The organism is Thalassotalea fusca, from assembly GCF_053485835.1.
Genome location: NZ_JBQRUN010000006.1, coordinates 76,764 through 102,403 on the forward strand (window position 1 = coordinate 76,764; position 25,640 = coordinate 102,403).

At 41.3% G+C, this 25,640-nt stretch carries 20 protein-coding genes; 8 read left to right on the forward strand and 12 right to left on the reverse strand.

Annotation, left to right across the window (positions count from 1 at the left end):
- Window positions 1-8: 8 nt before the first annotated feature.
- The 3 genes from ACSLUK_RS09380 to pyrG all read right to left on the reverse strand — a co-directional run bounded on the left by ACSLUK_RS09380 (window position 9) and on the right by pyrG (window position 3,909).
- On the reverse strand, window positions 9-560 hold the full coding sequence (locus ACSLUK_RS09380) for an RNA polymerase sigma factor (protein WP_448548304.1): 552 nt from the start codon (window positions 558-560) through the stop codon (window positions 9-11).
- A gap of 250 nt (window positions 561-810) precedes the next feature.
- Window positions 811-2,103 (reverse strand): phosphopyruvate hydratase, encoded by a 1,293-nt coding sequence (eno, locus tag ACSLUK_RS09385; RefSeq protein WP_448548305.1) that lies wholly within the window; start codon window positions 2,101-2,103, stop codon window positions 811-813.
- 159 nt (window positions 2,104-2,262) lie between these two features.
- On the reverse strand, window positions 2,263-3,909 hold the full coding sequence (gene pyrG / locus ACSLUK_RS09390; protein WP_448548306.1) for a CTP synthase: 1,647 nt from the start codon (window positions 3,907-3,909) through the stop codon (window positions 2,263-2,265).
- A 354-nt stretch (window positions 3,910-4,263) separates the two neighbouring features.
- Between pyrG and ACSLUK_RS09395 the strand changes: the two genes are divergently transcribed.
- Window positions 4,264-4,839, forward strand: a complete 576-nt coding sequence (locus ACSLUK_RS09395) for a DUF4202 domain-containing protein (protein WP_448548307.1) — start codon at window positions 4,264-4,266, stop codon at window positions 4,837-4,839.
- 29 nt (window positions 4,840-4,868) lie between these two features.
- Here ACSLUK_RS09395 and ACSLUK_RS09400 read toward each other — a convergent pair whose 3' ends face one another.
- The 3 genes from ACSLUK_RS09400 to ACSLUK_RS09410 form a co-directional block, all read right to left on the reverse strand.
- Window positions 4,869-5,267, reverse strand: a complete 399-nt coding sequence (locus ACSLUK_RS09400) for a YbaN family protein (protein WP_448548308.1) — start codon at window positions 5,265-5,267, stop codon at window positions 4,869-4,871.
- Window positions 5,268-5,401: 134 nt separating this feature from the next.
- Window positions 5,402-6,487 carry a metallophosphoesterase gene (locus ACSLUK_RS09405; protein WP_448548309.1) on the reverse strand — a complete coding sequence of 362 codons (1,086 nt, stop codon included), beginning with the start codon at window positions 6,485-6,487 and terminating at the stop codon, window positions 5,402-5,404.
- A 134-nt stretch (window positions 6,488-6,621) separates the two neighbouring features.
- Window positions 6,622-9,669, reverse strand: a complete 3,048-nt coding sequence (locus ACSLUK_RS09410; RefSeq protein ID WP_448548310.1) for a TonB-dependent receptor domain-containing protein — start codon at window positions 9,667-9,669, stop codon at window positions 6,622-6,624.
- Window positions 9,670-10,087: 418 nt separating this feature from the next.
- Here ACSLUK_RS09410 and ACSLUK_RS09415 point away from each other — a divergent pair, with 418 nt between their 5' ends.
- Both ACSLUK_RS09415 and ACSLUK_RS09420 read left to right on the forward strand, forming a co-directional pair.
- Complete coding sequence (locus ACSLUK_RS09415; RefSeq protein WP_448548311.1) at window positions 10,088-12,274, forward strand: winged helix-turn-helix domain-containing protein; 2,187 nt, start codon at window positions 10,088-10,090, stop codon at window positions 12,272-12,274.
- A 141-nt stretch (window positions 12,275-12,415) separates the two neighbouring features.
- Window positions 12,416-14,368, forward strand: coding sequence for an alpha/beta hydrolase family protein (locus tag ACSLUK_RS09420; protein WP_448548312.1), 1,953 nt, complete (start codon window positions 12,416-12,418; stop codon window positions 14,366-14,368).
- A 74-nt stretch (window positions 14,369-14,442) separates the two neighbouring features.
- On the opposite strand, the gene ACSLUK_RS09425 is transcribed toward ACSLUK_RS09420, so the two are convergent.
- Both ACSLUK_RS09425 and ACSLUK_RS09430 read right to left on the reverse strand, forming a co-directional pair.
- Entirely contained in the window at window positions 14,443-15,447 is a 1,005-nt protein-coding gene (locus ACSLUK_RS09425) for an ABC transporter permease (RefSeq protein WP_448548313.1), read from the reverse strand.
- Between the two features lies 1 nt (window position 15,448).
- Complete coding sequence (locus ACSLUK_RS09430) at window positions 15,449-16,333, reverse strand: ABC transporter ATP-binding protein (protein WP_448548314.1); 885 nt, start codon at window positions 16,331-16,333, stop codon at window positions 15,449-15,451.
- 163 nt (window positions 16,334-16,496) lie between these two features.
- On the opposite strand from ACSLUK_RS09430, the gene ACSLUK_RS09435 reads away from it, so the two are divergent.
- Together ACSLUK_RS09435 and ACSLUK_RS09440 are read left to right on the forward strand one after the other, a co-directional pair.
- Window positions 16,497-16,679 (forward strand): hypothetical protein, encoded by a 183-nt coding sequence (locus ACSLUK_RS09435; protein ID WP_448548315.1) that lies wholly within the window; start codon window positions 16,497-16,499, stop codon window positions 16,677-16,679.
- A 4-nt stretch (window positions 16,680-16,683) separates the two neighbouring features.
- Window positions 16,684-16,893 carry a hypothetical protein gene (locus ACSLUK_RS09440; protein ID WP_448548316.1) on the forward strand — a complete coding sequence of 70 codons (210 nt, stop codon included), beginning with the start codon at window positions 16,684-16,686 and terminating at the stop codon, window positions 16,891-16,893.
- Here the strand turns inward: ACSLUK_RS09440 and ACSLUK_RS09445 are convergent.
- Window positions 16,883-18,991: a GNAT family N-acetyltransferase gene (locus ACSLUK_RS09445; protein WP_448548317.1), complete on the reverse strand. Its 2,109-nt coding sequence runs from the start codon at window positions 18,989-18,991 to the stop codon at window positions 16,883-16,885. The two genes, ACSLUK_RS09440 and ACSLUK_RS09445, sit on opposite strands and share 11 nt — an antisense overlap.
- Before the next feature lie 351 nt (window positions 18,992-19,342).
- On the opposite strand from ACSLUK_RS09445, the gene ACSLUK_RS09450 reads away from it, so the two are divergent.
- Window positions 19,343-19,522 carry a PA3496 family putative envelope integrity protein gene (locus ACSLUK_RS09450; RefSeq protein WP_448548318.1) on the forward strand — a complete coding sequence of 60 codons (180 nt, stop codon included), beginning with the start codon at window positions 19,343-19,345 and terminating at the stop codon, window positions 19,520-19,522.
- An 88-nt stretch (window positions 19,523-19,610) separates the two neighbouring features.
- Window positions 19,611-20,264, forward strand: coding sequence for a pyridoxamine 5'-phosphate oxidase (gene pdxH / locus ACSLUK_RS09455; protein ID WP_448548319.1), 654 nt, complete (start codon window positions 19,611-19,613; stop codon window positions 20,262-20,264).
- Between the two features lie 183 nt (window positions 20,265-20,447).
- Here pdxH and ACSLUK_RS09460 read toward each other — a convergent pair whose 3' ends face one another.
- From ACSLUK_RS09460 to ACSLUK_RS09470, 3 genes are read right to left on the reverse strand one after another with little or no spacing between them, the layout of a single operon-like run.
- Entirely contained in the window at window positions 20,448-21,581 is a 1,134-nt protein-coding gene (locus ACSLUK_RS09460) for a sodium ion-translocating decarboxylase subunit beta (RefSeq protein ID WP_448548320.1), read from the reverse strand.
- Between the two features lie 9 nt (window positions 21,582-21,590).
- Complete coding sequence (gene oadA / locus ACSLUK_RS09465) at window positions 21,591-23,372, reverse strand: sodium-extruding oxaloacetate decarboxylase subunit alpha (protein ID WP_448548321.1); 1,782 nt, start codon at window positions 23,370-23,372, stop codon at window positions 21,591-21,593.
- A gap of 9 nt (window positions 23,373-23,381) precedes the next feature.
- Entirely contained in the window at window positions 23,382-23,651 is a 270-nt protein-coding gene (locus tag ACSLUK_RS09470; protein ID WP_448548322.1) for an OadG family transporter subunit, read from the reverse strand.
- A 725-nt stretch (window positions 23,652-24,376) separates the two neighbouring features.
- Between ACSLUK_RS09470 and ACSLUK_RS09475 the strand changes: the two genes are divergently transcribed.
- Complete coding sequence (locus ACSLUK_RS09475) at window positions 24,377-25,630, forward strand: efflux RND transporter periplasmic adaptor subunit (protein WP_448548323.1); 1,254 nt, start codon at window positions 24,377-24,379, stop codon at window positions 25,628-25,630.
- The last annotated feature ends 10 nt before the right edge of the window (window positions 25,631-25,640 follow it).

Below are 25,640 nucleotides of genomic sequence, written 5' to 3' on the forward strand. Positions count from 1 at the left end.
TCTCCAAATTATGTCTGAGTAATAGATTCATAGCGCTGCAATTGCTGGCGAGCATTAAACAGTCTTGACTTGACTGTACCAACATTGCAGTTAAGTATTTGTGCTATCTCAACACAAGTAAATTCTTGCCAATAAAACAACAAGATAACCTCCTTGTGCTCAAACGATAGCTTGTTGAGCGCTTTATGTAAGAGCTCGAAGTTTTGAGGAATGTTTATTTGAAATGTTTTATCAAGGCCCTGCACCTCAACTTCTGGTTCAAAGCTGACCACATGTTTTTTATTGAGCTTTAGATGATCAAGGGCAGCACGGTGAGCAATTTGCGTAAGCCATCGCCTAAAACCGTACGGGTTAGACAGTGAAGGTAGCTGTTGATACACCTTGAACCAAATTTGCTGTTGTACATCTTCAGCATCCGTTTGCCCCAATAATGTGTTGAGATACTTAAAAGTATATCCTTTGAACAAACCAAATAATTCTTGAAAACCAGACTCACATCCAGATTGTGCTCTCAAAATCAATAACTGCAGCTTTAACTTACTTGTTGATTTGCAATCCATTACTAACCTAGTTTCTAAAACATCTATCCTAAAGGACGATAAATAAACTGAGTTGGTTCAAATTAATTTCACTTTTTTTCGCGCAAAAATAAATAATTCTTACAACTTTCATTGGTATTAAATATATCATTTTTCAGATAGTTAAAAAAAAGCTCACAACAATGTGTGAGCTTTTAAACGTTATAGTGACTTTCTTCACTATAACGTTAATATTTCACTGTTAACACAGTGGCTAACAGGACAATATTATTTACTGACCTTTAACTTCGCTTAGGCCGTTGAATACTGCTTTGTCACCTAAGTATTCTTCAATGCGTAACAATTGGTTGTACTTAGCAACGCGATCTGAACGACATAGTGAACCTGTTTTGATTTGACCAGCCGCTGTACCTACTGCTAAATCAGCAATCGTCGCATCTTCTGTTTCACCACTACGGTGTGAAATAACCGCCGTGAAGCCAGCTTCTTGCGCCATGCGAATAGCTGCAAGCGTTTCAGTTAAAGAACCGATTTGGTTGAATTTGATAAGAATTGAGTTACCAATGCCTTGCTCGATACCACGTGCTAAGATTTTAGTGTTAGTTACAAATAAGTCGTCACCAACTAGCTGTACTTTTTCACCAATCTTGTCAGTCAAAATTTTCCAACCATCCCAGTCACTTTCGTCCAAGCCATCTTCAATAGAAACGATTGGGTAACGTGCTGTAAGCTCAGCTAAGTAACTTGCAAACCCTTCAGAGTCAAATTGCTTACCTTCACCTGCTAAATCGTAAACACCGTCTTTATAGAATTCAGATGCCGCACAGTCTAGCGCTAACGTAACGTCGTCATTCATTTTGTAGCCAGCTGAAGCAACAGCAGCTTCAATCACTTTTAACGCTTCTTCGTTAGACGTTAAGTTTGGCGCAAAACCACCTTCATCACCAACAGCCGTATTTAAGCCTTTTGAAGACAATTCTTTTTTCAAGTGATGGAAAATTTCAGCGCCCATACGTAACGCTTCTTTGAAGCTCTTAGCGCCAACCGGTTGTACCATGAACTCTTGGATATCAACATTGTTGTCTGCGTGCTCACCACCATTAAGGATGTTCATCATAGGAAGTGGTAAAGAGTACTTGCCCGGTGTGCCGTTTAAGTCAGCGATGTGTTCAAACAATTGCACTTTCTTTTCCATCGCTGCTGCTTTTGCATTAGCAAGTGACACAGCAAGAATGGCATTAGCACCAAAGTTTTCTTTATTTTCAGTGCCGTCTAAATCAATCATGATTTGGTCGATTTTCACTTGTTCTAAAGCGTTTTGGCCTACCAAAGCAGGAGCAATTTTGTCATTTACCGCAGCAACTGCCTTCAAAACACCTTTACCCAAGTAACGTGATTTGTCGCCGTCTCGTAGTTCAAGCGCTTCACGAGAGCCTGTTGATGCACCTGATGGCGCACATGCACGACCCCAAGCACCAGACGCCAAAAATACGTCAGCTTCAACAGTTGGATTGCCACGAGAATCCATAACTTCACGTGCAATTATCTTACTAATATTTGACATTATTGTTCCTCAAACTTTGCGTTCAATACAGCGAATGAACGATGGATAAAAATAGGTAACTCGCCAAAATGCGAGAATACCGAAATCATGTAATTTAACTGCGCATCAATTTTAGTGGCAGTTAAAAGCAAAACCGTAGCACAAGGCTACGGTTTCAAATTAATTTTCTACTTCTGGCTCGTGTTTGCTGTAATTAAATGCAGCCGCCACAAAGCTTTCAAATAACGGATGGCCGTCACGCGGAGTAGAATTAAATTCAGGATGAAATTGACCCGCGATAAACCATGGGTGCTCTGGAATTTCAATCACTTCAACTAAGCTCTTGTCGGTAGACAATCCAGAGAACACTAATCCAGCTTTGCTCAATTGCTCTCTGTAGTTATTATTTACCTCATAACGATGACGGTGTCTTTCATAAATTGTTTCACTGCCATATACGTCGCACGTCTTGGTACCTTTCACAAGATGGCACAATTGCGAACCTAAACGCATTGTTCCACCTAAATCCGAATCTTCGTCACGATATTCAACTTGACCCGCTTCGTCTAACCATTCATTGATAAGACCTACTACCGGATATGCAGTTTCAGGATTGAACTCAGTACTGTGTGCCCCTTCCATACCCGCAACATTACGCGCATATTCGATCAAGGCAACTTGCATCCCCAAACAAATTCCTAAATAAGGTACTTTGTTTTCACGCGCATACTGTGCTGCTAAGATTTTTCCGTCTACACCACGTTCACCAAATCCACCAGGTACTAAGATAGCATCAAGCGCTGACAAAATTTCAACGCCTTTGCTTTCAATATCTTGTGAGTCAACATATTGAATTCTTACTTTTACCTGATTCTTAATGCCCGCATGTTTAAGAGCTTCGTTCACTGATTTGTATGCATCAGGTAATTCCGTATATTTACCTACCATACCAATCGTTACTTCACCACCTGGGTTAGCTTCTTGGTAAAGTACTCGCTCCCATTCAGATAGGTCTGCTTCAGGCACATCTAAGCCAAAGCGTTTAACGACAAGTTCATCTGTGCCTTGCGCCTTCAATAATGCAGGGATCTTGTAAATGCTGTCTACATCGCGCATTGATACAACAGCTTTTTCTTCCACGTTAGTGAACAAAGCTATTTTAGAACGTTCGTTATGTGGGATTGATTCTTCGCTACGGCAAATTAAGATGTCTGGCAAAATACCAATTGAACGTAACTCTTTTACAGAGTGTTGCGTTGGCTTTGTTTTGATTTCTCCTGACGCGGCCAAATACGGTACCAACGTTAGGTGCATGAACATTGCGCGTTCACGACCAAGCTCAACACCTAATTGGCGGATGGCTTCGAGAAACGGTTGTGATTCGATATCACCTACCGTGCCACCAATTTCGACCATAGCAACATCATAGCCTTCAGCGCCTTCGATTACGCGACGCTTAATATCATTAGTGATATGTGGAATAACTTGGATTGTTGCGCCTAAGAATTCACCTTTACGCTCACGAGCCAATATATCTTGATAGATTCGGCCAGTAGTAAAGTTGTTGCGCTTAGTCATTTTGGTGCGAATGAATCGTTCGTAGTGACCTAAATCAAGGTCGGTTTCAGCACCATCTTCAGTAACAAATACTTCACCGTGCTGAATTGGACTCATTGTCCCTGGGTCAACATTAATGTAAGGATCAAGCTTAAGCATGGTTACTTTCAAACCACGCGCTTCAAGAATCGCTGCGAGTGATGCTGCAGCAATACCTTTACCTAGAGACGATACAACGCCTCCCGTCACAAATATATACCTAGTTGTCATGTGATACCCAGAAGTCAGGAAAATAGAATTTGGCGTTAGATAGTAAAGAGAATAAATACCCTCTAACAAGACGGGAAAGCATTATACTCAAATACCTCGTTAACAACAATATCAAGCCAGCATCAATTACTAAAAATTCAACAAAAAATTTTGCTGCCATCATTTACCGTTTTGCTGTTGCAACTATGCTTGTTCTCATTAAGCCTCTGCTGTTGCAACTATACTTGTTCTCATTTAGCCTCTATTGCAAACAACTGCATACAACAACAAATAATGGATTATTAACTCAGCAAGATTTGCTATCTTGATAGTATAGATAGCAATTTAGAAAACATTGAATGGATATTAAATTTCATGAAACTAGAATCTGTACTTGCCGAAATCGATAGTATCAACCGCCAAGATCCTAATAGCGTAGAACATGATGGTGAATCAGCCCCTAAAGAGTTGATATATGGCCATCAGATGAGTGAATGCCTCAAATCACACTGGCCAGACGCTTCAGAATACTTACAAATAGCAGTTCGTGCACAACACATTAAGCGCTGGTATATTCCACGCGCCGACTACCCTTTGGGTAAAGCAGGCTATTTGGCATGGCGCAAGGCTTTGGGGGAGTTTCATGCAACTACTGCCGCCCAAATCATGCAAGCGCATGGCTATAGCGTGGAAGAGTCTGACAATGTCGCGTCAATATTGCGTAAAGAAAGGCTTAAGAAAAATCCTGAGACACAAACGCTGGAAGATGTTGCTTGTTTAGTCTTTTTACAACATTATTTTGAAGACTTTGCAGCTAAGCACAGCGAAGAAAAAATTATCAGCATCCTACAAAAAACCTGGCGTAAAATGTCACCTAAGGGGCATGAAATCGCATTAACTTACCAACTACCACCGCACCTAGCAACATTGGTAGAAAAGGCACTTAGTTAACAATAACATAAATCAATTATTCAATCAGGCTAAAGATTTGATTTAGCCTGATTGCTCTCAACCTCATTCACTTTGCAATTTTCTGCCAGAGGCAGTCGCCAAATAAAAATAAATGGGCAAGCAACCAGCGCGATCACGGCCATTTTTAAATAAATACTTTCCATCATATAACACGACCACGACACGGCCAGCACAATCGTTAACAATGAAATAATTTTAGCGCGTTTTGGAATAGAACGTGTCGCTTGCCAATGATAAATCATTGGGCCAAACACTTTGTTATCGAGCAAGCGTTGATGGAGGCGCGGCGACGACTTGGCAAAACAACCAGCCGCCAACAATAAGAACGGTGTAGTTGGTAATAAAGGCAAAGCGACACCTAGCGCCGCTATACCAACAAAGAATATACCTAGAACTTTTAACAACAACGCATTGCACCTACTTCACTTGCACGTAGCTATATACTAGCGCAGTTCAACATATTTAGGCATAGGAATTTGTGCATTATTCTTGTCATTCGAACAGTGACGTGAGCAACATAATAGATACAAAAGACTCTAATTTAGTTTAAAAGCAGATGTTCGCCACTTAACGTGCCTCGCGTCAACTTTTTGCCCTCAATAAATAACAACTCACCGTACTCGCCTTTTTTGATACTACTGTCGATAGCAATAACTTTACCCTGATAGCGTGTCTCGATGTTATTCTGTGAAGTATGACCAACAATTAAGTGTTCAATGTCAAAATGGTTCAGTAGCAAATCGATTTCTTCTGATGTTGCACCGTCATCTTTAAAATAACCACGATACCAAATAGGCCCGTTAGATTTGTGAAGGAAGCGAGCAAGCCCTTCTCTAGGCTTAGGCAACTCAGCTTTAATAAGGTGTTTTTTGAACACACTATTTATTTCTTGCAACGAATGGTTCTTTTGCGCAAGTTCTGGATGAAAACCTCCATGTGCATACAAAGCATTGTTGATTTTCACTAACACCGATTTACTTCTCAGCCATTGCCCTAGCACAGTTGTCTTTGAAAATAGTTCTGCAAATTCTGTCTCTAAAAGTTTCGCCGCTTTGACATATTTAGGGTGTAAATAGCGCAAATCGCCATTTAATACCATCACCTCATGATTACCGAGAAGTAGGTGTACTTTTCCGCCGGCTTTTACTGCTTGCTGTTCCAAACGGTATAAGAACCAGAGGATCTCAGTCACTTTATCGCCGCGATCAAACACATCCCCCGTAATGACAAAATGTCCTTTGCCAAATGTCCAATTTCCTTGAGCTGAGATAATGCCGTTATTCACCAGTAAGGTGATCATCAGATCATATTGACCATGTAAATCGCTCAATGCCGCAACCTTGAAATCGCCATGATATTCCAGCAAGTCTGTTCGAAGCGCTAAACTGGGAATATCAGCCAGCAACCCACAAGCAGCAAAACGATGCGGTAATGTAGATATGGTCCGCTTGTCCTCTAGCACTTTATCTTGGCAAATATAATGATAATTCAACTGGCTATTAGATATGCTGACATAAGGGCCATCGGTGATTGGCGCATCCACAACATTTGACGAGGCATCAAGATTCGTCGCGTAAACCGTATTCGTTGCCGTTAGTATCAAGCCACTAAACAAAAAAAATATCATTGGTAATTTCATAGTCAGTTTTTAGTCAGATTCGACGTTCTCGCAAAGTTTATCGTAAGCTATTACATCAGGACATGACGTAACACACGAATTAGTTGGCACATCCTTGTGCCTGAGCATTTCCTACGGGAGAATTAAAATTGTATTTCAGCGCCTAGGTAATAGAAGCGCCCCATTCCACCGCCATACTGGCTGCTATAGTTACCTCGCCCACCTAGAATGAAGTCACCGTTATTGTCGAAAATGTTATTCACACCACCAAACAAGCGTACTTCGCTATCATTCGCTAAAGTCATGTTATAGCTCACCGACAAGTTATGTTTGATGTACGAACTCAAATCGTGGAAAGCAAGTTTTTCTGGATTTTCAACGCAATCGTCACTGCCTGAAGCACAGTTTTCAGCATTTTCTGTCATATATTCCTGCCAGTCTTCACCGCGATCTTTGTCATCAACCACACTGCCTTTGAATTTGGTGCTCCAGCGAATCCGCCAGTCATCTTTATACCAAGTAAGTGAAGCTGACGCTCGATCTTCAAAGATACCATTAGCCAAATCACCTTCGTAGTAGTTAGTTTCTACACCATCATTGCCTTCAAATGTTTTTGAGTACTCAATGACATGCGTCATATCAGCTTTGAACTTTAATGATCCCATTTCGCCTAGGTCATATCGATACTCTGCTGCTATGTCGTAACCTTTGGTGCGAATTTCGTCTACGTTGAACGAACGCTGAAGAATTTCAATTATGTTACCTTCGCTATCTCGCGTTATATCGTTACAGAAATTATTGTTATCCCCCCAAGCCATCGACGAGTTGTAACATTGATTAATGATGTCAGCATTGTCGATTTGCGCGATAGCATCATCAATTTGAATATCCCAATAATCAATTGCCATTCTAAAACCATCCAGCATCGCTGGTGCCATTGAAATACCAAAGGTATAGGTATCGGCGGTTTCCTCGAACAATTCTTCGTTGCCCGTATTTGGCGAGTAACTATTATTGTCATCTTCAAACACAAAGTCAGGGTCTGCGGCTATTTGTGCGGCAATTGCTGGTTCTAATCGACAGTTGTCATGACCAATAGCCGTAGACGTAGCCGACGTACCATCACAAATGTCATCGAAGCTGTCATAATCGCCTCGCGGTGGCGACATTAGCTCAGTAATCGTCGGTGCACGTTGTGCCCGTGCCCAGTTACCGCGTACTACATAACCTTCAACAGGTTCCCAAATCAAACCAGTACGATAACTTTGAACTAAGCCTGTACCAGACCAGCTATAGTCTGCTATCCGTGCTGAAACTTCAGCCGTTAAACTCTTTGCCCCTTTAACGTCTTTTAGCAGTGGAAATGCTGCTTCAGCAAATGCTTCATATACATCAACCTCACCACTAAAACTCGGTACAACGTTAAAAGTAATGCCGCCATATTGCTGTTCTTTACTAGTACGAACTTTCTGTGTGTCTTTGCGATATTCAAATCCAAAGGCTGAAGCTACAGGACCAGCTGGCATTTCAAATAAGTCACCCGCAATGTAGCCCATCACAGTTAATTGATCGATATCTGTGGTAATAGTTGGATTTGCTCGAATGTAGTCAGCAGCTTCTGGTGTTATAGAGCCTTCACCAAAAAGGTTTAATGGTACACAACCGTCTGCACGCGCCTGTTCATCAGCACATTGAATCGTTACACCATCGTCTGCATATTCCGCATCTAAAGCATAGGCTACATTAAACGTGTTTAATTCGTTAAAGCGCACTTGTTCTTGTTTGAATTTGCCGTAACCAACAGAGATATCCCAATCCCAGTTTCCATCAAACATTGTCCCTTGTAGGCCTGCCCATGAACGTACGGTAGTACGCGTATTATCCGTAATAATGTTACCTACCTCAGCAAAGCGCCTATCCCAATAAATACGATCTTTGTAGAGTCCTGAATTTCGGATTTCTTCTGGTACAAAAGGATTATCAATCGGAATATAACCAGGACGAACACGACCTGGTTCTCCCGTTTCTGGATCTAAAGTTAACGCGTAGGCACTTTCATACTCATCTTCAGGCGACTTGTGGTTAACCGACTTGTTGCTGGCATATTGCACTTGAAAATAACTTTGAATGTCATCGTTCAGTTCATAATCTACTTTAACAGCAGCTGAAACGGCTTCGTCTGGTATTTTTAACATCACAAACTGGTTTGAATGAATACCGTATTTTTCTTCATTATCTTTCCAGTCATTACGCAATGTTGTGCCGTCGTACCAAAACTGTGTATCGTTGCGCGAAGATTCTCCGAATACCCCTCCAAAAATACCATCGCTACGGTTACGCCAATCGGCTGAGGTAATGTCTCGCATACATTGGTAACCATCTTCTGTTAGCATCTGATTACACATTTGCTCATTGTCGTAGCGATAAGCATCTTCTTGTTGAGCGCGCTTGCGGTCCCAATAATCAAGACCAAATTGCTTATCAAAACTCGAACTAAAAAACATATAGCCGCGACCATTGTTAAACTCAGTCCCGTAGTCAAAGTCTATGGTGTACTCTTCACCGCCACCTTCGTCAGAGGTACCACCACGCACTTTGAACGACAAGCCTTCTTTGTCTTGTTGCGTGATGATATTAACTACACCTGCTACCGCATCAGAACCGTAAGCAGCCGAGGCTCCACCCGTAATTATTTCAACTTTCTCGACCATGCCTGAAGGAATCGTTGTCAGGCTGACATAGTTGCCCGAATAGCTATTAGAAACAACGCGACGCCCGTCAATTAACGTCAGTGTTCGATTCGTGCCTAAATCACGCAAATCAATTGTTGAAAGCCCTGTATTTTGCACGCTCGATTGCGTATTGCTATTACTACTGCCCTCAGAAATTTGCGGTAACTCACCGACTAAAATTTCAGAGAGCGAACCAAGACCAGTGTCTTCAATTGATTCTCGATCCATTACCGCTAATGGTGTTGCTACACTGAAACTGTCACGACGCAAGCGCGAACCCGTTACTGTGATTTTCTCCGTCGTTTCTGCTTTTTTCTCAGCAGGATCGCTACTAGATGTTTGAGCTTGTCGACTAACTTCTTCAACTTGCTGTGCATTAGCTGCCAACAAAGCTGGCGACATGATAGCACTAGAAATTAGCGCACTTTGAATTGCCATCGTGATAAGTTTCTTATTCATCACTTCTCCCATTGTCATGTTTCTTATAAATCGTTTTATAGTTTTTTTGCTTCCTTCAACAGCGTGATTAACAGCGAGCAACATGCTTTATTTACGTGTTGAGTGGTGTTCATTTTTTCTGAACATGACTTTTGTATTGAAAGCGCGACATTTGTACAATCTGTAACAACTCGTTTATTTATCTATTTAATCTCTATTATCAACAAACACCATAAAAACAACCAGTTACAAACATCACCATGCATGACTAAATGACACAAATTGAAATGAATTATTTTGAATATTTGCTTGTCTTCTCATTGTAAAAAGCTGACTAAGCCGTTAACATTTGAATGCACAAAAAACATATAAAAACGTTAGGATGGATTCGCTTTCATCCCGCGATAAATTCACGCAGCACAACAACTAAAAAAGCGCTATGAAGTTTGAACGTACGTTTCGTATTGGCAATTGCCAGGTTATTCCTATTGAATATGCGATTCAGCATGAAGGTGCTGAAAAAGAAACGTTGCAGCCAAAATTTATCGAGGTGTTGTGTTACTTAGCCAGCCAATATCCTCGAATCATCCCCAGAGAAGAGATAATTGAAAAGGTTTGGGCTGGTAATATTTATGTCGGTGAAAAAGCACTCACCAATGCGATTTGGCATTTGCGCCAACGACTAAAAGGTGCTGAGACAGAGTCAACCGTCATAGAAACTATTCGAAAAGTTGGCTACCGACTGTTAGTTGAACCGCAATGGCAAGAAGACGAACTTGCAGAGAATTATCCATCAGACAATGCAGATACCAATACAGGTATAGCACTTGATGAGCAGACAATTAGATCAACGACACCAGCGTTACAGCAACATCAAGCCAACGCAGAGAAACAGCAAAAATTACATGCAATGTATTCGTTGTTATTACTATGTGTATTGGTAGTCAGTGTGTTTTTGTATGACAAAACACCTGAACCACAGCACGACCGTATCGAATCAATCACTAAGCAACCTGGCGCTGAGTTATTCGCTTCGCCATCCCCTGACGGCAATAACATCGTGTTCAAGTGGGTCAATAAAGCAGGCAATGACAACTTATATTTAAAAGATCGTCACAACCCTCAAATTCCGCCTAAGCAGCTCACCTTTGGCGATGTGAATATTGGCTTTTCGGTATGGAGTAATGATGGTGCTTACTTATACTTCGCCAAGAAAGACCGCCAACAAAAAACCTGCGAAGTAATTCAGTTGAAAGTTGAAACACAACAAGAGAAACACTTAGCCAATTGCCCTAAGCGCGGCGGCTACTATTACATCGATATTTCAGCAGACAATAAAACATTAGCGTTTCATGGTTACCAAGAACCCGCAGACAGTAGTGGCATTTATTTTCTTGATTTAACCAACCCTGATAGCCAACCTTATCGTTTTTCGTGTAGTAACAACTGTGGTTACCGTGATCGCGACTTTGCTTTCTCACCTGACGGCAGGCGCATTGCAGTGACACGTCGCGTAAATACATTTAACGAGAATCTATTTTTGGTAGATCTGTCAACGCAAGAAGCGACACAATTATCATTTGGTGAAGAAGACATCGTTGGGTTAACCTGGCATGCTGATGGCAAACGGATTATCTACGCGGCACAACGCGCAGATATTCGTAAAGGGTATATTCTCGACATAGAAACTAAAATTTCAACTGCCATAAATATTGATGGTTTTAGTTATCCAGAGTTCAGCAGAAGCTCCCATGAGTTGTTTTTTCAGCAAAGAAGCGAAAAATACACATTAACCAGTTTGGCGTTGAACGATGATGTAGCTTCAACCCCTTTTCCTATTATAGAGTCAGCCGATAGCCACCACTATCCCAATTACTCTACGGCTACTGAAATGATCGCCTATGTTTCTAATGAATCAGGCTTTTATGAATTATGGATAGCAGACAAACAGGGACAAAATAGACAGCAAATAACCTTTCTTAAGAAATCAGTAAGGTATCCGTTTTGGTCGCATGACGGTAAGAAAATCGCTTTTTTAGCACCTAACGAAGAAGAAACACAAGATAAAATATATATTTACGACTTGAGCACTGAAAAACTTTCGGTGCTCAATAGCCCGCATAAAAATCACAATCGACCTACTTGGACATATGACGATACCGGCATAATAACCGCCGTTTATGCTGATGAATACACAGATCTTCATATCATTAACATTGCTACAGGTGAAAGTAAACGCATCACCAATAGCGGTGCAAGATTTGGCGTTATGACTTCGCCAACAACGCTATTATTCACCCAAGAAAAATCTGGGTTATGGCAAAAGGAACTAGGTGAAAATAACCTGCCTTTAAACAAAATAAATGGTAAGAAATTCAAAACCACTTACAGCTGGGTTAACACAGCCAAAGGCGTTTATTATGTGCGTACTTTTAACCACCATTTACATATCACTTTTTTCGACTATGACACACAAACTTTCACGCCGATCGTGAAACTTCCCACGCGATCAATTAACGCCAGAGGTACGCTGTCTTATGTACCTGAAGATGACTTGTTGTTGTTCACCCATGCTGCATTTCCGCAAGCAGACATTAAGAAACTAACATCTGCATTACTGCGCTAATACCAAGTGAGCATACTGTTGGCACAAGCATCTATTTAATCTCTATTTTGTCAATTCCATATCGTTTTGGTTATGCCACGATTCGCGTGGCAATAATACATTGTTAAACTGGTGCCATCATTTTTTGAAAAGGATGCACGAGTGAATCGTTACAATTTTGTCTTTTTGTTAATATTGGTGCTTTTTCATGGAGCAGAAAGCGCGCAGGCACAGGAAAATTCGCCTAAAGAATTACCCATTTCCGCCTTTACTCAGCTAAGCCAATTTAAAGATATGCAACTGTCACCTGATGGCAAACATATTGCCATAACCGTACCTAAGCCAGAGACAACTAATTTAGTGGTAGTTGAAAGGCATCAAATGAAGCCGATATTGGTATTGGGCTTTGGCACAAACAAGCATATCGGCAAGTTCTACTGGGCCAATAATGAACGCCTGATTTACACTAAAACTTACAAACGAAGTAGGCGCGACAAGCACGTGTATCAAGGTGAAATTTTTGCTGCAAACGTAAATGGCACGAACAAAATTCAAATATTTGGCCATTCCGACAACAAAAGTAATAACCGGAAGAAAAAAGGCTTAAAGGCTCATGGCCGCATTATTCATATGTTACCGGATGATGCAAACCATATATTGCTTGAGGCCGATAAATGGAGCAATGATTATGACGATCCTACTAAAATTTATCGCGTCAACATTTACAATAAAAAACGGACGCTAATTAGTACCTTGCCCCACGGCAATATGAGAGTTTTACTGGATCGTCAGGGAAATATCCGTTTTGCCAGTGCTAAGAATCGACAAGGCAAAAAACTAAAATACCAATTTGTTGACCAACAATGGGTGAGCCTTGCAAATGACCATCCGCTGAAAAAATACAGTTTTGTTTCAATAAGCGAAGATAATCTAACGCTCTATGTTCGCAAGCCCACAGGCAAGAATTTAACAGATGGCTTATACAAATATGATCTTGCGACCCAAAAATTAGCACTCGTTTTTAACCACCCTACTTTAGATATTCATGCCTATATTCGCGAACCTGGAAGCCGGTTAATCATTGGTGTAAAAACAATGCAAGAACGCGTCAATTTTCATTACTTTAATGAAAATTCACCGTTTACGAAATTACACCAGCAACTTGTGGCAACTTTTCCAGACTATGACCTAAAAGTCATTGGGCATGACTACGATAGCAAGGTTTTGGTCATTGCCATCTCTAGCGATAGAAACCCCGGCGAATTCTATTTATTCGATCGCGAAAAACAATCACTTGAATACTTACTTAGCCGACGTTCATGGTTGCCTGAATCACAAATGATGCCGCGAAAGTTTATCGAATTTACTGCACGAGATGGCCACCCCATTTATGGTTATTTAACTTTGCCCAAAGCCAGTGAGCAACCTCACCCTTTAGTAGTTGACGTGCACGGTGGTCCGTACGGAGTACAGGACAGATGGCACTTCAATACTGATGTACAATTGCTCGCCAGCAGAGGTTATGCAGTATTACAAATTAATTTTAGAGGTTCCGGCGGTTACGGCAAAACCTACGAAAAATCTGCCTACTTGAAACGCAACTCTCTTATCCAGCACGACATCATTGACGGAACTAAATGGGCACAATCTTTAGATAACGTTGACGATAACAAGGTATGCATTATTGGTGGTAGTTTTGGTGGTTACTCCGCATTAATGTCACCACTTATTGAGCCAGAGTTGTATCACTGTGCCATTCCTCGCTATGGTCCCTACGACTTAGTTTTTCAAATGCAAAATGCCGACTATATGGATAAAGATTCGGTGTCAGTTGGTGCCAAGGAAAAGTATGGCGCTAGTGAGAAAATTTGGCGTGAACATTCACCATTAACGTATATAGACAAGCTAAAAACACCGCTAATGATTGTTACCGGCGGTAAAGATACGCGTGTGCCACCAGAGAGTGCATGGCACTTAAAAGCAGAACTAGACAAACGCGATATCGACTACCAATGGCTGTACAAGGCTTCAGAAGGACATGGTTTTGTAAATCCAGAAAACAAACAAGAGCTTTATCAAAAAACCCTCGAATTTTTAGACATACACCTCAGGTAAATTCGTTGAAACAGTTAAGTTTGAGAAGTGGTGAAACCATCTGAAATTCGCCACTGTTCTACATGGAAATGTTATTACCGCTCCGCATTCCAGCTGAAAAGGTAAGCGCCTAAGCTCAGAAAAATACCACTCATAACTAAGAGCATTGTAACGTGGTAGCTAATGTCGAATAAGGTCGCGCCTTCAGTTATGACTTTTCTCGCTCCTGATACTAAGTGTGTTAATGGTAGTGCATCAGCAACATACTGTAACTCTTTCGGCGCGCCTTCCAAGCTAAACCATACGCCCGATAACATCATCATAGGCCACGAAGTAAGATTGAGCAGTCCACCTGTTAGCTCCTCGCTTTTGCTACGGCTTGCTATCAGCAAACCTAAGGTGATCAGACTAAAAGCCCCCAAAGTACCAACAATGAGTAAATCTAGGTAGCTTCCTAACATGTAGAAATCAAAAAACATGTTACAACCGGTATAAATCACTATCGACATAAACATCACAATGAATAACCGCGATATTAGCTGTGCACTAACAAATTCCAGCGCAGTAAGCGGTGTCGCCTTTAGCCGTTTAAGCACTGCATTTTTTCGATAGCGAACAATTACGTAACCGACGCCAAACAAGCAACTAAACATCATATTCATGCCTAAAACGCCCGGCAGTACCCAGTCTACATATCGTATCGCTTTACCGCTGGCCTCTAATTTAGCAAAATCAGCATGTTCAGCTAACAACAACTTCTCAGTTATATAACTATTGGGAGAAGTGCTGTTAATCCAGTATTGTTTGTTCACAAAATCAACCACCAAATCTAAACTGTGTTGTGATAATTTCAACTGAGCCAATTCGCTATTTTGATAATCAATAAAATCGATATGCTTTGTTTCAATGAACGCATCCTGAGTTTGCCCCATATTTATCACACCAACTTTATACAGTGCACGTCCGTCGCCGGAAAATATCATCGATAAACCTGCAAGCAGCAATACAGGGAAAAGAATATTCCAGCCTAGTGATGATTTATCACGAAAAAATTCAATATTTCGCGCTTTGATAACTGCGATAAAACGATGAAAGTTCATATTATTCTCTCAATGAATGGCCGGTAAGTTTCAAAAATAAATCGTCGAGGTTGGCTGATTTGACGTGTACACCGTCTAACGACACATTCTCGGCGATGAGTAATGACATCATTTGCTCAATTTTGTCGGTAGTGATTTCTATGCGATCTCCTACTATTTGCCATTGATGCTGTTGACTTAGCCTTTCTGGGACTTGATGGGCTGGCAAATAGATAAATACTTGCGAAAAATGTTTGTTGAGTAATTGGTGAGGCGTACCTCGCTCGATAACCCGACCGCTGTCCATGATAACGATGTCATCACACAGTTGCTGTGCTTCATCCATGTAATGCGTCGTTAGAATAACGGTTTTATCATGCGACTTTATGCGTTGAATAAGTTGCCAAAAGTTTCGTCTCGCTTGTGGGTCTAACCCTGTTGTAGGTTCATCAAGAAAAATGATGTCAGGATCATTGATAAGTGCTAATGCCAATAACAGCCTTTGACGTTGTCCGCCCGATAGTAAACGATTATCGCGATCCAAAAACTCTCTCAGATCACACATTTCTATCAGTTGTTCTACAGGCATAGTTTTATGATAGAAAGAGGTGAATAGGTCTAACGTTTCTTTAACTGTCAGAAAATCTTGTAATGCAGTGTGTTGAAACTGGATCCCTATTTGCTGAGCTATGTCAGGCGCTGCTGGCTTACCATAGTAATAAACGTCGCCGCTTGTCGCGGAAATAATGCCTTCCATAATTTCAATGGTCGTCGTTTTCCCTGCACCATTAGGGCCTAGCAAACCAAAGCAACAACCTTTGTTAATTGAAAAACTTACGTCGTCAACGGCCACAACGTCTTTATACACCTTTCTCAAGTTTGACACTTGAATAATTGATTCCGTCACTTACTGTTCCTAAATCCCCTACAAATTCAATGCTATGTTAGCGTGTTACATCACAAAATTACACTTTGATTATTCATTACAACAATTGATAATAATTATCATTTGCATTAAGTGTGTTATTCAATTATGTTTAATTAACGATTGCCCTGTTAGGAGGAAGCTCATGATAAATTCATCTTTCGAAATTAGCGAAAATAATGACGCGCAAGTTGCTATTCCACAGCAATTGCTGGCACAACTTATAACTAAAGGACTATTACACGGTGATGAATGTCGCTGTTTGAATGCGACAGCTAAACAGGTCTTGTGGCAAGCATTGCTAGCATCTAGCATAAACGGAAATTAGTACGATGAGAGAAAAATCACGTGAATTACAACAATTAGAAGACTGGCTAGCGATACTTATTTGTACTTATCGTAAACACCCAAGCGATGGTTTGGCCAAGGTCATTCACTACTACATTCGGCGCGTTACGTCTTTCGAAAGTGAGTACGCACGTTGTGCTGTAGGCGGCCATTATCTGTCACTGAAAAAATACTGGCAATGGCTCAGTCAATAGGCGTTACCTGGGCCAAGCAACTATCAACCAATGCCTGTAATTGCTGAGTAAATTGTTTTTTACCCGTTACCTTACCTTCCGCTTGAAATACTTCGACAGGTTTATGTTGCCAGATAACCTCAACTAGCATCGTTAAATCAATCGCTTTGCATTCCTTTAATGCATGAGGTAGCCAGTTGTTAAGCGCGAATTTACAATCTATTAGCTGTCTTTGACCGCTAGCAAAGGAAGCACACATCTGCCAATCACGTGACGACGCGTCTGGTAAATATTCTGAGGCGAGTGATTGATAAAGCGTTGTTACTAAATCAGGTGCTAGTTGAGAGAAATGGCTGCCTAACATAAAAGGAAGCGAATGGTAAAAGTTAGTCACTGCCTGCTCTGTAAACTGTTGCCCTTGTGTTGTTAGTCCTTTTAACATTAACAAAGCATGCTCTCCGCTCGCTTTGTCTTTTTGTAGACCCAATCGAACAGGTAATAATTGCGATTTTTGCCAAAATGCGACTAATCCAGCTGTCGCGCCAAAGCTTGTGCCTAACACATCAAAGTTTGCATTGAGAGCTTGCTGCTCGACAAAATTCAATAGTGATGCACCTATGCCTAGCCTTTGCCTCAGTGGATGTACAGCGATTCGCATTACTCGCAAATAACTATGTTCAAAAGCTGATTCTAGTCCGCATTGCTTAAATAAAGCCTGTGGTAAAAACTGATTTTTGAGTTGGCGTTTACTATTCGCGACGGCCTCTATCTCTTGTTGTTCCGCTTGCCCTTCAGCCACGGCAAGTACCGTCCCAATGAGTTGCTGATGCTGGTAAGCAACAAATAAGTGCACATTTGCATTATTCAACAACAACTTTAGATCACTGGGTGAAGTCTGATAGTGAGCAGTAACTAACAAAGCAAGCACTTCATTAAGCAACGCATCATTACTATGCAACTCTTCTGAGGAAACAGCATGAAACTCGCAAGGCTGCACAGCATCATTTTCCGATAATTCAGGCAACACCGCATTTAAACAAAACCCATGAAATACGAAGTTTTCAAGCGGATCGTTTTCAGCCCAACGAACGGGTTGCGACAACTCAATCGTATTGTATTGTGGCGTTGCTGCTTGTAGGTATTTGGTAAAGCTTATCGCAAACCCTCTTCCAGCCCCTTCATATCCATGTACCGTGCTCGAGAACACCACACGATGAAATTTATTCAGCAACTGCTCTAACAAATAAACAGGGATCCCTGCGGCTTCATCAACCAATAAAAGTGACGGTGTATTCTCAGCATTAGAGAGCAACACATCGACCGGAATAAACTTGACGGTACTGTGGTTAATATTGACACAATATGGGAACGTTACTTTAACCGCCAAAACCGTACACAGTTGTTTGAAAAACACATCTAATGCAGCACCATGTGGCGCAGTGACTACGATATCAAGCGGCTTATTAGCGTGCTGTATCAATTCACAGCAAGCATTGGCTAATGTAGAAGACTTTCCCCGACCACGGTCTGCGGTAAGCACTAACGGTCGATTACGATGACCAATGGCAACGCGTATAATCGCCTCTACAACATCTTCTTGTGTATGATTAACACAGTGATAACGAAAACTTTCTTTTGGCTCATTATGCCCACAAGCGATTTCTATTTCAGGTAATAACTTCGCCAATTCTTGTGAAGATAGTTGCTCGGTAATTCTGATAGTGTCTTGATTATTAAGCGCCTGCGTAATGATTCGCGTTTGAAATACATCGTTGCTCGCTGTGCTATCACAACACCAAATAAACAGGCCACCAGCCACCAGCGTACCAGATAAAGCGGCAAAAGCATCGGGATGAAAAGACGGATCAGCAAAAATAATGAAATCGTTTTCAGTGCCTAAATGGTGACGATAATTACTGGATATAGTTTGCTGATAATCCGTAAACATATCACCGTAGCACAGCCAATTTTTGTTAGCGTCATTTGAAAGCTCGCTAATAAACTCATTCAACCACTGACGCTGCCAAATACTGCTGCCATCGAGCAACACAAGTCGTCGGTGTCGGGATTGTTTTAACCTTTGATGAAATGCCAACAATAATTGAGCGCCAGTACGCATGAAATCTAGCTTAAAGTTTACGAATAAGAGTGACAAATAGTGTAACAGGGACAAAGATAAATCGAAACTGTGACAAAATTTCATCAGTCGAACACACTTCGTTAATTTGCTTATTTTCAGCGGCCAATGAGTGTGATAGATTCGCGCCCATATAGAGCGTGTCGACCTTTGCTGCTCATTTTAGTTCGATTTTGACAACGAAGAACGATGCAACAAACCGGACACCACGATCAAAACGCGCTCTAATAAAAATGACATAATTGGCTGTTTAAAATAGGTTGAAAAATTAGTAAAGATTGCCTATTTTCAAAGAACAGCTGTTTGTATAAGCTCTTTTTAGGATCAATGAATATGACTTACGATTCGACTGAAGATATAACTGACACTACACCAGACCCAGAACTAGATAATGACGTTGAGCTTGACGACGCTGACGAACGAAAAGCCGCGGCCAGACGCAGAATTGACGACATTATGGAGCAAAAGCGCTTAAAAGCTTTGCTTGATGATTCTGATGACTGGGATATTTAACAATTGCGCTAAACTGTAATCTTTCTACTTGCCAGATTAGCGGTGAATGCTGGTACAATACCTCCAAAATTTCTTATGAGTTAAATTCATGACTTTTCTTGAAAAGTTACGTTGTTTATTGACATTTGGCCAAGGCGTTGCGCTGCCCGCTCCTGACTTAACAGGCATTACTGATCCGCTCGCGCTTTTTGAGCAATGGTTTAATGACGCCAATAAATCAGGCATTCTATTACCCGAAGCAATGTCAGTGAGCACGTGTTCTGCCGATGGTCAGCCCAGCTCACGCATGGTTTTACTTAAATCATTTGATGCGAATGGTTTTGTTTTTTATACCAACTATGACAGCCGCAAGAGCCATGAAATAGTTGAAAGCAGTAAAGTCGCTCTACTGTTTCATTGGAATGTATTGCAACGTCAGGTAAGAATTGAAGGTACTGTTGAAAGAAGCTCTAGAGAACAATCAGCAGCCTATTTTTCTAGCCGAGATCGCGGCAGCCAAATTGGTGCATGGGCTTCCAAACAGAGTCAAAAATTAGTACACGATAATGAACTGAAAGAAAGGTTTAGCCAATTTCAGCAACAATTTAACCAGCAAGACGTACCATTGCCCGAAAACTGGGGCGGCTGGAACGTAAAACCTCACTATATCGAATTTTGGCAAGGACGTGCGAGCCGACTCCATGATCGTCTATGTTTTGAGAAACAAGGCGACCAATGGCAACAGTTTAAACTTCATCCTTAACAGAATCACCCGAACGCGCCGTTCGATGAGCGCGCAGAAGTCGAAGTATGAACGCACAAAACTCAGGTGCAATGTTCCAACACTTCGATACGTCATTCCTCCTATTCAGGACGGGACAATCACAAATAAAAAGGCCGCTCCATTACGTGAGCGGCCTTTGTAAAATGCTACAAAATTACGTGCTTATGGACCTACTAGCGCTAGCAATATACCAGCAGCCACAGCGGAACCAAGCACACCAGCGACATTTGGACCCATCGCATGCATTAACAAGAAGTTATGCGGGTTAGCTTCAAGCCCAACTTTGTTAGCCACACGGGCAGCCATAGGCACCGCAGATACACCAGCAGCTCCTATGAGCGGATTTACTTTTTCCTTAAATACTCTGTTCATCAATTTCGCCATCAATACCCCTGAAGCAGTACCAATAGAGAACGCAACAGCGCCTAATCCTAAGATCCCTAATGTTTCAACATTTAAGAATTTATCAGCACTGAGTTTAGAGCCTACACCAAGACCTAAGAAAATAGTCACAATATTGATCAATTCATTTTGTGCTGTTGAACTTAAGCGGTCAACCACACCGCATTCACGCATTAAGTTACCAAGGCAAAACATACCAACCAGTGGCGTTGCTGCTGGCAAGAAGAAGATTGTCGCCAACAATACGCCAAGTGGGAATATGATTTTCTCAATCTTAGTCACATGTCGTAGTTGTGCCATTTCAATCTTGCGTTCTTCTTCAGTAGTGAATGCTTTCATAATCGGCGGCTGGATAATCGGCACTAGCGCCATATAAGAATAAGCAGCTACCGCAATCGCACCAAGTAAGTCAGGCGCCAATTTGGACGCTAAGAAAATAGCCGTTGGGCCGTCAGCGCCACCAATAATAGCGATGGCAGATGCATCTTGTAATGTAAACTCAAAGCCTGGAATAGCATTAAGTGCAATAGCACCAAACAACGTTGCAAAAATACCAAACTGCGCCGCAGCACCTAAAAACAAGGTTTTAGGATTAGCGATGAGCGCACCGAAGTCTGTCATTGCCCCTACGCCCATAAAAATGAGCAGCGGGAAAATCCCTGTATCGATACCAGCATAGTACACGTAGTGTAGTAACCCACCGACCTCTGAGAAACCTGCCACAGGAATATTGGTTAATATTGCACCAAACCCCATAGGTAGTAACAATAATGGTTCAAAATTGCGAGCGATGGCCAAATAAAGCAAGCCACAGCCAACAAGCATCATGATGACTTGACCAACTTCAAAATTGGCAAGCCCTGTGGATTCCCACAATGTGATTAACGACTCCATAACGACACCTTAGACTAAACTTAATAGCACTTCGCCAACGGTAACTGAGTCACCTTCTCTCACATTGATTTGTACGATTTCGCCTGCTGAGACGGCACGTACTTCGGTTTCCATTTTCATTGCTTCCATCACAATTACGACATCGCCAGCTTCAACATGTTCACCCTCTGCCACGAGTACTTTGAATATATTACCCGCTAATGGTGCATTCAGCGTTTCTTCCGCCGATACGCTAGCTGTTTGCTTTATTGCTGCATCACTTGCTGAAGTGGTATTTACCGATTGAATAGCACCGCTAGGCGCAACAACAACCTCATACACTTTGCCGTCTACACTTACTGAGTAATTCTCGGTTTCAGTAGGAGCCTTCTTGGAAGAAGCGATCGCTTCAGTTTTTGCTTCAACAGTAGGCGCTGGTTCGAATGCGCTTGGATTGTTGCGATTTTCAAGAAACTTTAAACCAATTTGCGGGAACAGTGCATAAGTTAATACGTCGTCAATGACTTCATCAGCCAAAGTAATATTTTTCTCTGCTGCCAATTTATCTAACTCAGCAGTGAGTGTGTCCATTTCCGACTCTAGCAAATCTGCTGGGCGACAAGTAATAGCTTCGGCGCCATCTAACACGCGCTCCTGCAATTCAAGATTAACTGGCGCTGCCGTCGCACCGTATTCGCCTTTTAGTACACCAGCGGTTTCTTTGGTAATTGATTTGTAACGTTCACCTGTTAACACATTGAGCACGGCTTGCGTACCTACAATTTGCGATGTTGGCGTGACTAAAGGTATGAAGCCAAGATCTTTACGCACTTTAGGGATCTCAGTTAATACTTCATCTAAACGATCTGCAGCGCCCTGCTCTCTTAGCTGGTTTTCCATGTTGGTTAACATGCCACCTGGAACTTGTGCCAACAAAATGCGTGCATCAATGCCTTTAAGCGAACCTTCAAATTTTGCGTATTTTTCTCTCACACCACGGAAATAAGCAGCAACTTCCGCTAATTTCTCCATATCTAAGCCGGTGTCACGCTCATGTCCTTCAACTATAGACACAATTGTTTCCGTTGGAGAATGACCATAGGTTTGGCTCATAGATGATATTGAGGTGTCAATCACATCGACATCGGCATCAATAGCCTTCATGTGCGTCGCCACGCTCAAGCCTGTAGTTGCATGACAATGAAGTGAAATAGGCAAAGATACAGTTTCTTTGAGCCTAGTAATCAATTCAGCACCTTCATACGGTTTTAGCAAGCCAGCCATATCTTTGATACATAACGAGTGTGCACCCAAATCTTCTAGCTGTTTTGCCATCGTCAACCAGCCTTCAAGGGTATGAACAGGGCTTTCAGTGTAGCTAAGTGTGCCTTGAGCATGTGCGCCAACTTTAACTGCGGCTTTGATGGCAGTTTGTAAGTTACGAACATCGTTCATCGCGTCAAAAATACGAAAAACGTCAACGCCGTTAACATGAGCACGTTCTACAAACTTCTCTACAACATCATCGGCGTAATGACGATAACCTAGAATGTTCTGACCACGAAATAGCATTTGCTGCTTTGTCTTTGGCATCGCTTTTTTTAATGCTCGAATACGTTCCCAAGGATCTTCACCTAAATAACGAATACAAGAATCAAACGTTGCCCCACCCCACGATTCTATTGACCAGAAGCCAATTTCATCGAGTGTTGGCGCAATAGGCAACATGTCTTCAAGACGTAATCGAGTGGCTAATAGCGATTGATGGCCGTCGCGCAGGACAACCTCTGTAATACCCAAAGGCTTTGACATTTTGTGCTCCTATTTCTTTTTGACGTGCTTTTGACGATACTGATTCACGGCTGCACCTATCGCTGCAACAACATTTGGCGACACGGTATCGGCACGATTAGCTTTATTATTTCTTTGACTTGTTTTGGTTGGAACAACAGGGTCTGGAAAGGCGACGGCCAATTTGGCGAGTACTAAATTAATAAATAGCACGAGTAATCCTAAGAAAGCGAAGACAAAAATCATCCCCGCGATCATTAGCGTTCCCGCTTCAACAAAAAGCTGTGACAGACTGTTCATTTTTCATCCAATCAAATTATTATCTTTAAATTAGAATAATCACTCCAACTATTAAAAATCAATCAAAATTTGAACAACACACAAAAAAAAATTTTAATCAAGTCTTAAAATCGGAAAATCACCACCAAAATTCACATAAACAGAATAAATATTCACATTTGATATATCAAAATACTATTGTATACAATTAAAAACAGCTAAAAGCGTTGTACAATCACAACAAATTGACTTTTGAATACAAAATGCATTTCTACCATTTTGCATAACACATGAATAACCCGTAGTACGAAAACATTAATAAATTGACAGTATCGACAAGAATAGCGAATTTATTGAAAGTAAATCGTGTTGAAAAGTATAGTGTGAATATCAGAATTGTTGATGAAAAACAGTGAAATTTAAGCGGTTATTTTTTGAGTAAACAAAAGCTTTTTACTTAGCTATAAAGATAATGCGTTCCTATATGCATTGAAGACTTGCAACATAAGAATACCAAGTAAATCTCGCCACCAATTAGAGTCACCATATCATACAGTGCTCTAAGTTGGCTTCAGACGAACATTATTCTACCGTCGAATTGCATACTGCAATAGCCCCCCATTACTTCAACTTTGCCGTAGTCTCATTAGAATTTTAAACATTTACTTGCGCCAAAAGAATTACACGCGTAATCTGTAATGATTACATATGTAATTGATGTTTTTGAATACTAGGTAAATATGGCTATGGATGTAAAAAAGAATAAAAAAATCAAAAAGAACTACTTAACGAAGCATTGGTTAAGCATTGCTATTTTCACCTTCGTCGTAATAACGACTCTAGGTTACCTATTCAAAAATAGTTCGTACAAAGTAAGCGTAGCAAAAGTTTTGGTCAGTGAAGTTCAGCGTGGTGAGCTAAACATAACTGTTGACGGCTTTGGAGTACTCGAACCTGAGGACTACTTAACGATCACGTCAAGAACTTCTGCAACCGTCAAGGAGATATTTTTAAGGCCTGGTGCGCGAGTTACAACTGATTCAGCGCTTGTTCGATTAGAAAACCTAGAGTTAGAGCAAGAGTTATTTACAGCCCAACAAGCATTAGAAATGGCTGAAGCTGATTTGGGTCAATTGAGCGCTTCACAAGCTCGAGAGCTATTGCTGGAGCGAAGCCAAATGGAAGAACTGCATGCGCTTTATGAAACGGCAAAATTGAGACGTATAGCACAACAAAAATTAGTAAAGAACGGCATCATTTCAACATTCGAATTTACGAGCAGCAAATTACAAGAGCAGCAATTGCTCAAGCGTCTGGAGCTGATTAAGAAAAGAATAGACCAATTACGAAATGTTCATCGACTATCTAGCAAGGCAGAGCAAAAACGTGTTGAGCTGGCAAAAGCACGACTCGATGTCGTCAAACGTAATGTCGACCAACTCATAATACGCGCTGGTATGAATGGTGTATTACAACGGTTACCAATAGCTCTTGGCCAATCGCTCTTATCAGGCCAAGAAATTGCCCTCATTGGCAGTGTCGATTCTCTCAAGGCACTCATCCGCGTATCGCAATCACAAGCGCAGAGGGTAGAGGTTGGTCAAGTTGCCGAAATCAGAATTCAACGAGACAAAGTGTCAGGGACAGTGGTTCGTATTGATCCTATCGTGGAAGATAACACTGTTACGGTGGAAGTTGATTTAGATTCATCACTTCCTCCAAGTGCAAGACCTCAACTGAATATCGACGGAAAAATCGTCATAGAAAAGCTCGCCGATGCCTATTTCATTGATCGGCCTGTTAGCGCAAAAGAGGGAGACTCAATATCGCTATTTAAGCTAAAAACTCAAGGAAATACAGCAACCAGAGAGCATATAAAACTAGGGAAGATTGCGGGCAACTCAATACAAATAGCATCGAAAACAGAAGAAGGGACAAAATACATCATTTCTGGCTTGCCTGACACTGCATTTAACGAAGATACCTTATTATTACACTAGAAAAGAGAAT